The sequence below is a fragment of the Micromonospora sp. NBC_00821 genome (genome assembly GCF_036347035.1).
Classification (GTDB): Bacteria; Actinomycetota; Actinomycetes; order Mycobacteriales; family Micromonosporaceae; genus Micromonospora; species Micromonospora hortensis.
The window spans coordinates 691,441-705,250 of sequence record NZ_CP108880.1; the positions used below are offsets into that span (position 1 = coordinate 691,441).

Annotated in this window: 15 protein-coding genes; 8 read left to right on the plus strand and 7 right to left on the minus strand. The window is 70.4% G+C overall.

From position 1 onward, the window contains the following. Positions 1-64 precede the first annotated feature (64 nt). Positions 65-703: a DUF4241 domain-containing protein gene (locus OHB44_RS03260; protein ID WP_266303843.1), complete on the minus strand. Its 639-nt coding sequence runs from the start codon at positions 701-703 to the stop codon at positions 65-67. A 75-nt stretch (positions 704-778) separates the two neighbouring features. Beyond that, positions 779-1,804 carry a non-homologous end joining protein Ku gene (gene ku, locus OHB44_RS03265; protein WP_238683830.1) on the minus strand — a complete coding sequence of 342 codons (1,026 nt, stop codon included), beginning with the start codon at positions 1,802-1,804 and terminating at the stop codon, positions 779-781. An 85-nt stretch (positions 1,805-1,889) separates the two neighbouring features. Here ku and ligD (OHB44_RS03270) point away from each other — a divergent pair, with 85 nt between their 5' ends. Together ligD (OHB44_RS03270) and ligD (OHB44_RS03275) are read left to right on the plus strand one after the other, a co-directional pair. Further along, the gene (gene ligD, locus OHB44_RS03270) at positions 1,890-2,831 is read left to right on the plus strand and encodes a non-homologous end-joining DNA ligase (protein WP_330439581.1); all 942 of its coding nucleotides are present in this window, start codon (positions 1,890-1,892) and stop codon (positions 2,829-2,831) included. Beyond that, entirely contained in the window at positions 2,821-3,732 is a 912-nt protein-coding gene (ligD, locus tag OHB44_RS03275; protein WP_330439582.1) for a non-homologous end-joining DNA ligase, read from the plus strand. Before ligD (OHB44_RS03270) ends, ligD (OHB44_RS03275) begins: the two co-directional genes overlap by 11 nt. A gap of 317 nt (positions 3,733-4,049) precedes the next feature. Here ligD (OHB44_RS03275) and OHB44_RS03280 read toward each other — a convergent pair whose 3' ends face one another. Continuing rightward, positions 4,050-6,356: an esterase-like activity of phytase family protein gene (locus tag OHB44_RS03280; protein WP_330439583.1), complete on the minus strand. Its 2,307-nt coding sequence runs from the start codon at positions 6,354-6,356 to the stop codon at positions 4,050-4,052. 54 nt (positions 6,357-6,410) lie between these two features. Then, positions 6,411-7,481, minus strand: a complete 1,071-nt coding sequence (locus OHB44_RS03285) for a hypothetical protein (protein WP_266303838.1) — start codon at positions 7,479-7,481, stop codon at positions 6,411-6,413. Between the two features lie 144 nt (positions 7,482-7,625). Between OHB44_RS03285 and OHB44_RS03290 the strand changes: the two genes are divergently transcribed. The 4 genes from OHB44_RS03290 to OHB44_RS03305 all read left to right on the plus strand — a co-directional run bounded on the left by OHB44_RS03290 (position 7,626) and on the right by OHB44_RS03305 (position 9,964). Continuing rightward, complete coding sequence (locus OHB44_RS03290; RefSeq protein ID WP_330439584.1) at positions 7,626-8,378, plus strand: TIGR03089 family protein; 753 nt, start codon at positions 7,626-7,628, stop codon at positions 8,376-8,378. A gap of 39 nt (positions 8,379-8,417) precedes the next feature. Further along, the gene (locus OHB44_RS03295; protein WP_238683824.1) at positions 8,418-8,663 is read left to right on the plus strand and encodes a toxin HicA; all 246 of its coding nucleotides are present in this window, start codon (positions 8,418-8,420) and stop codon (positions 8,661-8,663) included. Further along, positions 8,663-9,007: a type II toxin-antitoxin system HicB family antitoxin gene (locus tag OHB44_RS03300; protein WP_330439585.1), complete on the plus strand. Its 345-nt coding sequence runs from the start codon at positions 8,663-8,665 to the stop codon at positions 9,005-9,007. Before OHB44_RS03295 ends, OHB44_RS03300 begins: the two co-directional genes overlap by 1 nt. 237 nt (positions 9,008-9,244) lie before the next feature. Next, positions 9,245-9,964, plus strand: coding sequence for a hypothetical protein (locus OHB44_RS03305; RefSeq protein ID WP_330439586.1), 720 nt, complete (start codon positions 9,245-9,247; stop codon positions 9,962-9,964). 104 nt (positions 9,965-10,068) lie between these two features. Here the strand turns inward: OHB44_RS03305 and OHB44_RS03310 are convergent, their stop codons facing one another. Further along, positions 10,069-10,440: a DUF4267 domain-containing protein gene (locus OHB44_RS03310; RefSeq protein ID WP_330439587.1), complete on the minus strand. Its 372-nt coding sequence runs from the start codon at positions 10,438-10,440 to the stop codon at positions 10,069-10,071. 88 nt (positions 10,441-10,528) lie between these two features. On the opposite strand from OHB44_RS03310, the gene OHB44_RS03315 reads away from it, so the two are divergent. Then, entirely contained in the window at positions 10,529-11,101 is a 573-nt protein-coding gene (locus tag OHB44_RS03315) for a TetR/AcrR family transcriptional regulator (RefSeq protein ID WP_330439588.1), read from the plus strand. A 10-nt stretch (positions 11,102-11,111) separates the two neighbouring features. Here OHB44_RS03315 and OHB44_RS03320 read toward each other — a convergent pair whose 3' ends face one another. Continuing rightward, complete coding sequence (locus OHB44_RS03320; RefSeq protein ID WP_330439589.1) at positions 11,112-11,360, minus strand: hypothetical protein; 249 nt, start codon at positions 11,358-11,360, stop codon at positions 11,112-11,114. A 28-nt stretch (positions 11,361-11,388) separates the two neighbouring features. Between OHB44_RS03320 and OHB44_RS03325 the strand changes: the two genes are divergently transcribed. Further along, positions 11,389-11,598, plus strand: a complete 210-nt coding sequence (locus tag OHB44_RS03325) for a GntR family transcriptional regulator (RefSeq protein WP_238683818.1) — start codon at positions 11,389-11,391, stop codon at positions 11,596-11,598. Positions 11,599-11,977: 379 nt separating this feature from the next. Here the strand turns inward: OHB44_RS03325 and OHB44_RS03330 are convergent, their stop codons facing one another. Continuing rightward, the gene (locus OHB44_RS03330) at positions 11,978-13,657 is read right to left on the minus strand and encodes a DNA repair helicase XPB (protein ID WP_124854244.1); all 1,680 of its coding nucleotides are present in this window, start codon (positions 13,655-13,657) and stop codon (positions 11,978-11,980) included. Positions 13,658-13,810 lie beyond the last annotated feature (153 nt).

Sequence of the window (13,810 nt, forward strand, 5' to 3'; positions counted from 1 at the left end):
CTACCGTGCCCGCCGCCGACGCCTCGGATCGCCCAGTGCGACATTCCGAGGCTTTCCCGGGCGGTTATTCCGGGACGACCATGAAGTCGGTCACGAACGACGTGATCCGTCCGTCGGCGGTACGGCCGATCCAGGTGCCGTAGCAGCCGTCGCCCCAACCAGTGGCCACCGTGACGACGTTGGCGCCGCTGGCCTCGTCCAACACTGCGGTGATCAGCCCCGGGACCGGGGACGACGGCAGCTCGGTCGGGATGAAGACCTCCTCGACCCGGTCGGAGTCCCAGCTCTCCAGGACGGCGAGCGCGGTCGGGTCGGCGAGGGTGCCGACACCGGCGTCCACCCCGTATCCGAAGTAGTCGTCCGCGCCGAGCGTGGCGACGTCCTGGTCGCCCGCGACGGCCGGCTCCCAGCGGATCGTCGGTTCCGCCGAGACGACCAGCTCCAGCGCGGCGACCCGGCGGTCCACCTCGGCGTCCTCCCGGAGCACCACCGCCACCCAGGCGCGGGCGGGATGCCGCCCCGGCGGCACTGTCACAGTGAACGGCTCCGCCTCCGGGCAGACCAGCGGGTCACACCCGACCACGCGACCGGTCGGCAACACGATGTCGCCCACCGGGTGAACCTCGATCAGGTACCCGCCGTGCTGGTCGGTGAAGCGGGCGCCGGGCGTCAGTAACCGGTCCAGATCAGGGGTGTACGGCATGGGGGCTCCTCCGGTCGCCAGCGGCCGGCGGAGCGTACCCGGCGAGGCGGACACCGCCGCCGCTGCCGTACCCGGTCAGGCGCTCTTGCGAGGTGCGGTCTTGCGTGCGGCGGTCTTCTTCGCCGGCTCCGCCTTCTTCGCGGCGGTCTTCTTGGCGGCGGTCTTCTTCGCCGGCTCCGCCGCCTTCTTCTCGGCCGTCTTCTTGGCCGCGGCCTTCTTCGCGGGTGCCTTGGCCGCCTTCTTCTCGGCTGCCTTCTGCGCCGACCGGGCCGACGAGATGGGCGTCGGCTCGCCGCCACCACCGCCGCGGGCGGGCTGCTCGCCACGAGCCGCCTTGGCACGCTCCACCGAGGCCTTCAACGCTGCCATCAGGTCCACCGCCGCAGCCGGGGCCTCCTCGACCTCCTCCGGCTGGACGACCTCCCGACCCTCCACCTTGGCGTCGATGACCTCCTGCAACGCGGCTCGGTAGTCGTCGGTGAAGACGTCTGGCTCGAACTCGCCGGTCATCGAGTCGATCAGAGAGCTGGCCATGGCCAGCTCCGGTGGGCGCACCTTGAGGTCCTCGTCGAGGAAACCGAAGTCCGGTGTGCGGATCTCGTCCGGCCAGAGCATGGTGTTGAGCAGCAGCACACCTTCGCGGACCCGCAGCGTGGCCAGCTGCTCCCGCTGGCGCAGCGCCACCTTGACGATGGCCACCCGCTCCGAGTCGATGAGCGCGTCGCGCAGCAACACGTACGGCTTGGTCGCCGCGCCCTCCGGCTCGAGGAAGTACGCCTTGTTGTAGAGGATCGGGTCGACCTGCTCGGCCGGCACGAACTCCAGCACGTCGATGGCACGGGAGCTGGTCAGCGGCAGGTCGGCGAAGTCCTCGTCGGTGAGGATCACCATTTCGCCGCCGCCGATGTCGTAGCCCTTGGCGATGTCGTCGTAGGTGACCTCTTCGCCGCAGACCGAGCAGGTGCGCTTGTAGCGGATTCGACCGCCGTCCTCGCGGTGCACCTGGTGAAACCGAATGTCCTTCTCCTCGGTCGCGGAGTAGAGCTTCACCCCGATCGAGACGAGCCCGAACGACACGGCTCCCTTCCAGATGGCACGCATCCTGCGCTCCCTTCCCCGGTATCGACCATGCTCGCATCCGAAAGAACCGGACGCGAGGTGTTCGGGCTGCTACTACAGTCGGGTCGTGCCCGGCGCGCCGCTCAAGCCGATGCTCGCGATGACCGGGCCGCTCCCGGCGGGTGACGGCTGGGCCTACGAGTTCAAGTGGGACGGCGTCCGCGCCCTGGCCGACATCTCAGGTGGCGGTCAGCACCTGTATGCCCGTTCCGGCGTGGAGATCACCGCCGCGTACCCGGAGTTGGCCACCCTGCCCGAGCAGGTCGACGACGCACTGCTCGACGGCGAGGTGGTGCTGCTCGGCCAGGGCGGGCAGCCGTCGTTCACCGCGCTGGCCGAGCGGATGCACGTCCGGGATCGGGCCAAGGCGGCCCGGTTGGCAGCGGTCATGCCGGTGACGTACATGATCTTCGACCTGCTCCGGCTGAACGGCGACGACCTGACCGGCTGGCCGTACGAGCGCCGCCGGGAGGCCCTCGAGGCGCTCGCGCTCGGTGGCCTCCGCTGGGCAGTGCCGCCGATGTTCGCCGACGGGCCGGCCACCTACGAGGCGGCCGGGGAGCACGGCCTGGAGGGGGTGATGGCCAAGCGGGTCGGGGCCGTCTACCGCCCGGGGGTGCGCTCGCCGGACTGGGTGAAGGTCAAGCTGGAGGTGACCGGCGACTTCGTCATCGGCGGTTGGCGACCGGGCGCGCGCCGGATCGGCGGGCTGCTGGTCGGGGTGCCCGGCCCGGACGGCCGACTGATCTACCGGGGTCGGGTCGGCGGCGGGATCGGCGCGGCCATCGAGCGGCAGCTCCTCGCCGATCTGGAGCCGCTGCGCTCCGGCGTGTCACCGTTCGCGCCGGGTGTGCCGCGCGAGGATGCGCGGGGCGCCATCTGGGTAACACCCCAGGTGGTGGTGGAGGTGAAGTACGGCCAGCGCACCCCCGACGGCCGGCTGCGCTTCCCCCGAGTGCTGCGGTTGCGCCCGGACAAGCCGCCGGAGGAGGTCGACGATGCCGGCTGAACGGCTACGGGTAAACGTCGAGGGTCGCGCGCTGGAGTTGTCCAACCTGGACAAGGTGCTCTACCCGGCGGCCGGGTTCACCAAGGGCGAGGTGATCGACTACTACACCCGGATCTCCCCGGTGCTGCTGCCGCACCTGCGGGACCGGCCGCTCACCCGGATCCGCTTCCCCAACGGGGTGGACGACAAGTCGTTCTTCGAGAAGAACACGCCGGCCGCCACCCCGGACTGGGTGCGGGTGGAGAACCTGCCCGCGCCCGGCTCGACGAAAGGCCGGGAAACCATCGACTACGTGGTCGCCGACGACCTGCCCACCCTGGTCTGGCTGGCCAACCTTGCCGCGTTGGAGCTGCACACACCGCAGTGGAAGGTGGGCGAACACCCGGACATGATGGTCGTCGACCTGGACCCGGGCCCGCCGGCCGGGCTCGCCGAGTGTTGCCCGGTGGCGGTCCTGATGCGCGACCGTCTCGCGGACGACGGCATCGAGTCGTATCCGAAGACGTCCGGCAAGAAGGGCATGCAGCTCTGCTGCCCGATCGCCGGCACCCAGTCGTCCGACCTCGTCTCCGACTACGCCCGACGGATCGCCCAGGAGTTGGAGAAGACCCACCCGAAGCTGATCGTGTCGAAGATGGCGAAGAACCTCCGACCGGGAAAGGTCTTCATCGACTGGAGCCAGAACAACGCGGCGAAGACCACTGTGGCGCCGTACTCGCTGCGGGCCCAGTCGGTACCGTCGGTGTCGACGCCGCTGACCTGGGACGAGGTCGAGGCCGGCGCGCGTGGCCGAAAACCGGCCGTCCGCCAGTTCACCGCAGCCGAGGTCCTGGCCCGGGTCGACGAGTACGACGACCTGCTCGCCCCCCTGCTGGACGGCGGCCCGGAGTTGCCCGGCTGACACTGGGTGACGATCGATGCCCGGATGCTCGCGGGCGGTACCAGCAGCAGAGTGTCACGGGCCGCAGTGTCCCGGCCGGGCCACCCACCGCCTTTGCTCTGCATACCTATATGCACCACCGCGCTGAACTGGGACTTCATCACGGCCGCGCGGTCGAGGGGTGGGAACGCTCATCACGGAGCGTGCGTGTCGCATATAGGTATGCAGAGCAAAGGCTCCTCGGTGGGTGCGGTGGGCCTGTAGCCGGGGTCACTCGACGTGATCGGCCGGCGCCCACCGCGAGGGTGGACGCCGGCCGAAGGGGAACTGGCGGTGGGTCAGCGGCGGCCGAAGACCGTGCGGCTGGAGCCGAGGCGTAGGAGCACCGTCTCGCCGGTGGCGTCCTTGACCCCGTCGTTGTCGGTGATCGCGTACACCTCGCCGTCGCCGGCCACTGTCAGACCCTCCAGCTTCTCCTGCGTCCAGCCGTTGCTGGCGCGAAGCGCGGGCAGCACGTCGACGGCGAGCGTCTTCGGCAGCACTGTCAGCGGACCGGTCGCCGCCGCACCGGGCAACGGCACCGTGTAGATCCGCTTGACAGTGGCGGCCGGGCCGTTCAGCTTGTCCCGTTCGATGACCGCGAGCCGGTCACCGACCACTGTGATCTCGGAGAGGCCCATCCAGTCGCCGGGCACTGTGGTGGCCCCCAACTGGTAGCCGAACCAACTCCAGGTGCCCGCCGCGACGTCGTACCGGCCGAGCCGGACGACGCCGGCCGGGTCGGTGCTCAACTCCCGCTGTACGGCCACCCAGACGATCTCCCGGCCCTGCCGGTCGGTCGTCGCGGTGACCCCCTCCAGGCCCTGCTTGCCGAGGCCGGCGGCGACCTCGGCGGGCAGCGCGACGGTCTGCCGGGTCGCCCCGGCGGCGTCGAGCCGGACCAGCTTGTTCTCCGCGCCCCTGGCGCCCTCCACGGCGAGCCAGAAGCCGCCCTGGGGGCGGGCGAAGATGCCCTCCGCGTCGTACCCGACCGGAGCGCCGGCCGCGTCCCGCACCGGCAGCGCGGCGGTGATCACGGCCGGCGTCCGTTTCGCGTCGACGGTGAGGATGCGGGTTTGGCCGTACGCCGCGTCGGTGACGCTGTAGAGCTGGTCCCGCTTGCCCGGGACCGCGCTCAGCGCGCCGAGCGCTCCCCAACCGGTCGGGGTGCCGGCCCGGTCGGTGCCGGAGACGATGCTCGGGAACGCCGGGGTGGCACTGCCGAGCTGGAAGAGCGACACCGAGGCCCGGACGTTGACCGCGGCGTCGTCCTCCTCGCTGGAGACCGCGAGCAGCCCGCGCGACGGAATGGGCAGCAGCCCTTCCGGCCCGTTGGTGGTCGGCAGCACCTGCTTGAAGACCGGCCGGGTGGGGTCGTCCAGGTCGTAGACGGCGACGAAGTTGCTCCGCTCCGAGCCGACGAAGGCGTACCGGACACCGTCGTACTCGGCGACGGCCACGCCCTCCGGCTCGGTGCCCTTCTTGCCGGCCCGGTCCTCGTTGTGCAGCCCGTACGAGACGGCGAGCCGCTCGAAGGTGTTGCCGGCGTCCCAGGCGACGCGTCCGCTGCGGCTGTCGAAGACCGACCAGCCACGGGTGCCGCCGTGCCAGTCGCCCTCGTTGGCAGTGGCGAGATAGCGGTCGTCCACCCAGGCCACCGCGTCCGGCTCGCGCGGCACGTCGGTGATGCCGCCGGTCAGGTCGATGACACCGTCCTTCTTGGTGTCGATGCCGCTGATCGTGGCGGTGCCGGCGCTGAACACAGTGGTGATCCGGCCGGTGGGCAGGTCGATCAGGGCGACGCCGTTGTTCTCCTGAAGCGTCACGGCCAACTGGTTGCGGCCGTTGATCGAGACGTACTCCGGCTCGGGGTCGGTCGGCGCGGCGAGGCCGGCCTGCGCCAGCGCGGGCAGCGCACTGCCGTCGGCAGCGGTCAGCGCGACAGGCCGCAGCCGCCAACCGGCCGGAGACGTGCCGGCCAGGTCGACGATCTGCACGAAACCGGCGGGCGCCTGGGGCAGGTCGCCCTCCTCGCCGCCGGGCGGGGTGGCCTCCTCGTCGCGCTCGTTCTCGATGGCGATCGCGGCGTACCGCTTGTCAGTGCTGATCGCTATCGAGTCGGGCTGACCGCCGAGATCGAAGCTGGCCACCCGCTCGCGACTGGCCAGTTCGATCACGTCGAGGCGGCCGGACGGCGCTGTGTAACTGGCGCTGGTGTTCACCACCACCAGCACGTACCTGCCGACCACGGCGACCGAGGTCGGCTCGTCCTCGGCGTCGCCGAGCTGGGACAGGGAGAGCGTGCCGAGGCCGCGTGGCCGGTCGACACGGGAGATGTCCAGGAAGCCGATGCGCCGGGCCAGCGCGTCGGTGTGGATCAGGGTGCGACCGTCCTCGCTGACCGCCGAGATCTCGGCGACCGTCGCTGTCGTCGGATCCTCGCCGGCCGGACGGTTCTGGAACACCGGGTACGTGGCGACCCGGTCGAAGGCGAGCGACAGGCCTGGATGGTGGTGCCCGCCGCCCGACGCGGGGGTGGCCCCGGTCAGGCTGGCGGCGGCGACACCGGCTGCGGTGAGCGCGGTGAATGCTCTTCTGAGTGTCAAGGACTTCCTCCGTTAGGTCGTACCCGCACGGAGGCTGACAGTTGTCGGGGAGCATCAGCTTGCGCCGACATGAACAGTCGGCGAAGCACGGCGCAGCTGCCACCAGGCACCGCCGACCAGGGCGACAGTGATGACGGTGACCGCGACGTCGCCGGCCAGGGCAGCCGCCGGGGAGGCAGGGGAGTACGGCGGCACCAGGTACGCGAACGCGGCGGCGGTGACCAGGCCCGCGGTGCCGGCAACGAGCACGTGCCGCTGCCCCCAGCCGTTGCCCGACGACCAGTACGCCACAAGCCCTCCGGCGACGGCGGACAGCGAAAGCGCGATGATCATCCCCGTCCAGCCGGGCGTCAGGTCGGAGCCGAGGCGGACGACGACGACCAGCAGACCGACCCAGAGCGGATGCGGCACCCGGCGGACCCGGCGCGGGTGGGCGCGACGCCAGCGAGGGAGCAGGGCCGTCGCGACGAGGGCGAGGACCAGCAGCGCCGCGAACGCCAGCTGGAGCGGGCTGGCCAGGAAGCCCTTCCGGCCGCTGCTGTCGGAGAAGATCAACAGACTGCCGAGCAGGTAGAGCACGCCCACCACGGCGAGACCGGGTCGGCCCAGCCACGGCCGCAGCCGCCGTTGCGGCCCGAGGAACGACTCGATGAGCACGATCGGCGCGCAGATCGTCAGCATGATGTGGTTGCCGACGTAGTCGAACGCCTGCCGGAGGCTGAATTCGAGCCCCGGCACCAGCGTCGCCTCGGCGGCGGCCCGGGTGTCGGCGTACTGGGTGTCGTCGAGGTAGTCGGGGTTGAACAGTGACTGGTCGACCAGCCCGGCCTGGAGTACGCCGAACGCGGCGGCGAGCAGGACGATGGTCGGCCAGCCCGCGCCGAGGTGCCGAGCGGTCTCCCGGATGAGGATCGCCGCGCCGCCGTACATCGGGCCCAGGAAGATCAGCACCGGCAGGAAGTCGTCGATGGCGAAGCCGCCCCACGAGCACTCGGCCGCCCACGGCGCGAGCAGCAGCAACGCGATCACCGGCAGGAGCCGCCGACGCAGCGGCAGACGGCCAGCGGCGGCCGGGTGGTCGGTGGCGGGATGGTCGGCGGTGACGGGGTCGGGTCCGGTCGGCATGGGCGCTCCTCGGCGGCGTTTCGGGGATCGTTCTCTGCACCGTGCGCGGGCCACCCGGTCACCCGATACGGCCATCGGCCGACGACCGCTGCGACGAAAGTCGTTGAGTACTGTGGTGCCGACGTCGACCCGGGGAGCGTGGAGATGCAGCCAACCGTCACGGCCGACCAGGCGGCCCGGCCCGTCGAGGCCGAACGTCCGCTGCTCAGCTACCGCGACGAGGCGACCGGCGAGCGCGTCGACCTGACCGCACAGCAGGTCGGTCAGTGGGCGGCACGCAGCGCGAGCCTGCTGCGGGACGGCTGCCGACTGGGCCCCGGCAGCCGCGTAGCGGTCCTGCTGCCGCCGCACTGGCGTACCGCCGCGGTGTTGTTGGGCGCCTGGGCCTCGGGCCTGGCGGTGTCGTTCCGACCGCGCGCCACAGCGGGCCTGGCGGTGCTCGAACCGGGCGGCGATCGGCCGTTCGACGCGGTCTTCGTGACGCCGGAGCGGCAGGACGACTGGCTGGAGGACGTGCCGGACGCGCCGCACCGCTATCTCGTCGGCACCGGGCCGGGGCGGCTGGACGACGTGCCGTTGGGCTGGTTGGACTGGTCCGCCGAGGTGCTGCGACACGGCGACGGCGTGCCCGACCACACCGCCATCCACCCGTCTGATCCGGCCACCGCGGACGGCACCACCTACGGTCAGTGGGGTGCGCTCGCCCAGGAGTTCGCCACGATGCTGGACCTGCGCGCCGGCGACCGCCTCCTGGTCGACGCCGCCGAGACCGAGCAGCCACTGAAGTGGTTGCTCGCGCCGCTCTCGGCCGGCGCGTCAGTGGTGATCAGCGCCAACCTCGACCCGGCGCGGCGGGACGCGGTGGTCGCTGCCGAACAGGTGACCCGGGTCCTCTAAAGAGTGGAGTACTGGTACTGCAGGTAGTACCATTGCTGGGTGCCCTCGATAGCCAGGCTTGTCGAAGCGATGCGGCAGCGTCAGCAGAACATCGCCTACAACGATCTTTATCGGGTGTGCGAGCACTACTTCGGGAAGCCGCGGCAGACGGGCACCTCGCATGCCGTGTTCCGGATGCCGTGGGCCGGTGACCCACGCGTCAACATCCAGGACGACAAGGGCAAGGCCAAGGCGTACCAGGTCCGGCAGGTTCTCAAGGCGATCGACAAGAAGGAGGCCATGTGATGCAAGCCGACGCCCGTCCCGAGATCACGCACTACACCTACCGTGTCACCTGGTCGATCGATGACCAGGAGTTTGTCGCCACCTGCGCCGAATTCGCGTCGCTCTCCTGGCTGGCCCCCACGCAGGTGGAGGCGCTGCAGGGCCTTCAAGATCTGTTGCAGGAGGTGATCGTCGACATGCAGGAGCAGGGCGAGGCGGTGCCGCAGCCGTTCGCGGAGCGAAGCTACTCGGGCAAGTTCAACCTCCGTGTCGGAGAGAGCCTGCATCGCGAGCTCGCCATCGAGGCCGCCGAGGACGGGATGAGTCTCAACCAGTACGTCCTTCGTAAGCTCCGCGCCGCCTGAGCGGTCGGACAGCTCATGTCCTGCCCGCGCCTCGAAGGGCGCTGTTGATCAAGCGGCTAGGTGCGCTTTACGCCGGCTCGGGCCCGCTTTCGGTTCCAGGCGGTGCGCGTCCCGTCACTCGTCAGGTGGAGCCGCAGCCTTCCGCCCGTTCTCACATTTTTCCTGCTCCTACGCTTCGCCGAAGGCACGCGCGCGGTCAGTGCGCCGGCCACTGTGCACGTCGGCGAAGGAGGCATGGTGTCGAGGCGTACCCGTCGGACTCTGGTTTCGGCGGTGGCCGGCGCTCTGTTCGCCCTCGGGGTGGTCGCGCCCGGTCCGGCGGCGGCGCCGCTGCCTCGCGCGACGCAGGCCGACGGCCCCACGGTCCCCGATTCGCGGGAGCCGCGCCCACCGCTGCTCCCCGCCGATTTCCAGGGCACCGGCCGGTACGTCGTGCGGGACCTCGGCATCGACGTGCCGTTCTCCTGGCAGGGCCGCGACGGCAACAGCCAGATGACCGCCGGTGGCCCGGACCATCCGATCTGGTTCACGAACCTGATCTACGAGAACACGCTCTACACGCTCACCTACAGGTGGCCGAACATCCCGCTGTTTCCGCCGCGCGCGTGCAGCAAAGTCCCGGGGTTCTTCAACCGCCAGATCTTCAACGACAAGCTGAAGACCGCCCGCTATGTGGGGCCCGAGATCCTGCAGGGTGAGAAGGGCCGGCACGTGGACCACTGGCGGGTCGGGGTGGTCGGCGGTTCCACGGTGCCGGGGGAGTTCTTCCGGTTCCCGATCGCGCTCGGCGACATCTACGTCGACCAGCACGACCCGAGCCGGTGGTGGCAGGTGTTGCAGTTCGGCCTGCAGAACCTCTTCGACCCGGAGCTGGACGAATGGTTCACCATGGACACCTTCGACCACCGCCCCGGCGAGGTAACCCTCCCCGACCGCTGCCCACCCCCCACGTCGTGACCCATCGACTCCGTTGATCAAGAAGTTTGCGTCGTCATCAGGCCGATCGATGACGCAAATCTCTTGATCGACACGGGCGAGGGCGCGGCCGGCGATCTTGGCAGCTACAGGGCGAACAGCAGGGCGGCGTTCAGGAGGACGACGAGGGCGGTGGCGAAGTGGATGCCGAAGGCGACAGCCTTCGTTCCGCCGTTCCGTAGCACGATGACTGTGTCGCCCAGCGGTACGAGCGCGACGATCAGCATGAACCACGCGACAGCGTCGGCGGTCGTGAAGGCGATCAGGGCGAGGCCGAGCAGCCCGAACGTGAGGTCCTTGAGCCCTTTGACGGTCAGGTAGGCGGAGTCGCCGTCCGGGCGGGCCGGCACGCCGTACCCGGCGGCGGCGGCCTGCGGTACCAGCAGGAACCGTGCACCGATGAAGACGACGAAGAGGCTGAGTACGACGGCGAGCCCGTAGGCGATGAAGGACAGCATGATCCGCTCCAATTGCTAGCGCCGCTAGATACGCGAGCGACGCTAGCAGAGCGCCGACAGGAACGCTAGCGGTGCTAGCATTGCTGTCATGTCGACACAGGGGCGCCGGGAGCGCGAGCGGGCAAAACGGGAGCAGGCGATCATCACCGCGGCACGCGACCTGGCGTTGACGGAAGGCTGGGACGCCGTGACCACCCGCCGGCTCGCCGCCGAGATCGAATACAGCCAGCCCGTCCTCTACAGCCACTTCAAGGGCAAGGACGCCATCATGGCGGCGGTAGCCGTCGAGGGCTTCGCCGAACTGGCAACCGCACTGGTCTCGGCCCGAGCCTCCGCCGCCGATCCCCGGCAGGCGGTCGCCGACGTGGCAGCCGCGTACGTCGCGTTCGCCCAGCAGCGGCCCGCGATCTACGACGCGATGTTCACACTCGCCGTGGACCTGCCGTTCGCCAGCCAAGACGTGCCAACCGACCTGGCCCGGGGCTTCGCCGAACTGTCCGAGACGGTGCGCCCGGTCGCCGGGGACGACGACCTGGAGGCGGTCACCGAGACGTTCTGGAGCGGCCTGCACGGGCTGGTCACGCTGATGCGCAGCGGCCGGCTCCGCCGCGCCGACCACGACCGCCGGCTCGCGGTCCTGGTGGACCGCTTCTCCCGGTGAGCGTCGCCGGTCAGGGCTGACGCGGTCGTCGCGCGCACGGCGCGAGGTGGTCGACCGGCAGGGCGCACCGCGCGCCGCCGGGCAGTGGTCGGTCACAGAAGACCCAATGTCGTACGCCCTGCTGGTCCTCCGCCGAGACGGTCACCCCGCCCGGCTCGACCCGCGCGCTGAGCCGGACCAACACCCGAGCTGCGGTACGCGCGAAGATCCGGGCGCGCAGCAGCGGCTGATCGTTACTGGGCGAGCCAACCGACTGCAAGGGGCTCCACGTGCCTATCCCGCCCACAATGGACGAGCTGCTCGACGATCTTCTGAAGAAGATCAAGGACGGGACCTATCCGCCAGGGTCACAGCTTCCGTCCGGGCGCGTGCTGGCAGACGAATACGACGTCTCGCAGTCCACGATCAGCCGTGCGGTGGCGAAGCTGCGGAAAGAGGGCGTGTTGGTCGGTCGTCCGGGGCGCGGGGTCTTCGTCGCGGAGTCCCGCAAGCGCTGAGTTCCGCTGATTGCCCGGAGCGCGGTGCGCGGGCGTGTGGAGCGCGGTGCGCGGGCGTGTGGAGCGCGGTGCGCGGGCGCGTGGAGCGCGGTGCGCGGGCGCGTGGAGCGCGGTGCGCGGGCGTGTGGAGCGCGGCGCACGAGGCGTGGCTGCCCGGCGTTGCCAGTGGCCGCCGTCCACCCCGGACGGCTGATTCGTCTACGACATCAGCTCCATAGCGAGCGCGCGAGACCCCTGTCCCCCGCCCCGCGCCCGCACCCACCGCGCTGATCGACTCGGGTTCCAGGAAGCCGGGGCATCACAGCGCCCCGGACACCGCGACGTCCTGAAAACCGAGTCGATCAAGGCCGGAAGACCGAGTCGATCAAGGCCGCACGGGTCAGTCGACGGTCGGGAGCTTCGGGCCGAGGACGTCGTCGGCGTCGACGATCGTGTACGCGTACCCCTGCTCGGCGAGGAAGCGCTGCCGGTGCGCCGCGTACTCGGTGTCGATCGTGTCCCGGGACACCACGGTGTAGAAGTGCGCCTGTCGACCGTCGGCCTTCGGTCGCAGCACCCGACCCAGCCGCTGGGCTTCCTCCTGGCGTGAGCCGAACGTGCCGGACACCTGGATCGCCACCGCAGCCTCCGGCAGGTCGATCGAGAAGTTGCCGACCTTCGAGATCACCAGGGTCCGCAGTGAGCCGGACCGGAACGCGTCGAACAGCCGCTCCCGCTCCTTGTTCGTGGTCGAGCCCTGGATGATCGGCGCGTCGAGATACTCGCCGAGCTGGTGCAGTTGGTCGATGTACGCGCCGATCACCAGTACCTGGTCGTCCGGGTGCCTGTCGACCAGCGCCTTGACCACTGGCAGCTTGGTGCGGGCGGTCGCCGCCATCCGGTAGCGCTCCTCCGCCTCCGCCGTCGCGTACGACATCCGCTCCGCGTCGGTCAGTGTCACCCGGACCTCGGTGCACTCGGCCGGGGCGATCCAGCCCTGCGACTCGATGTCCTTCCACGGCGCGTCGTACCGCTTGGGCCCGATCAGGCTGAACACGTCACCCTCGCGGCCGTCCTCGCGTACCAGAGTCGCGGTGAGGCCCAGCCGGCGGCGGGCCTGGAGGTCCGCTGTGAACCGGAAGATCGGCGCGGGCAGCAGGTGCACCTCGTCGTAGACGACCAGGCCCCAGTCGCGGGCCCCGAAGAGGTCAAGGTGGGTGAACGCGCCGCCGCGCCGCGAGGTGAGCACCTGGTACGTGGCGATGGTGACCGGGCGGATCTCCTTGCGCTCGCCGGAGTACTCGCCGATCTCCTCCTCGGTCAGCGAGGTGCGGGCGATCAGCTCCCGCTTCCACTGCCGGCCGGCGACCGTGTTGGTCACCAGGATCAGCGTGGTCGCCTTCGCCTCGGCCATCGCCGCCGCGCCGACCAGGGTCTTGCCGGCGCCGCACGGCAGCACCACCACCCCCGACCCGCCGGCCCAGAACGCCTCCACGGCCTCCCGCTGGTACGAGCGCAGCGTCCACGGCTTGCGCCCGTCCTTGCCGGCCTCGGCCAGCTCGATCGGGTGCGCCTCACCGTCGACGTAACCGGCCAGGTCCTCCGCCGGCCAGCCCAGCTTGAGCAGCGCCTGCTTGAGCCGGCCACGCTCGGACGGGTGCACCCGGATGGTGTCGTCGTCGATCTTGTCGCCGAGCATCCCGGCGAGCTTCTTGCTCTTGGCCACCTCGATCAGCACCAGCCGGTCCAGTGCGCGCAGCACCAGCCCGTACGCCGGGTCGTTGGCGAGCTGAAGCCGGCCGTACCGGTCCATCGTCTCGGCCACGTCCACCAGCAGCGCGTGCGGCACCGGGTAGCGGGAGTACTTGAGCAGCGAATCCACGACACCCTCGGCGTCGTGCCCCGCCGCGCGGGCGTTCCACAGACCCAGCGGCGTCAGCCGGTAGGTGTGCACATGCTCCGGCGAGCGTTCCAGCTCCGCGAACGGCGCGATCGCCATCCGGCAGGCCTGCGCGTCGGGGTGGTCGATCTCCAGCAGCAGGGTCTTGTCCGACTGCACGATCAGTGGTCCACCGCTCACGCCAGCGTCCTCTCCTCGGTTGGCCGACCGGCCGAAACGGGTCGCATACCCGCTGCTGGCCGACCATCCAGTGTTGCACGACGCGGGACCGCGGAAGAAAGATGCTCACCGGGCGCAACCGTGATGGCACTCACGAACGTCTAGTAGAGGGAC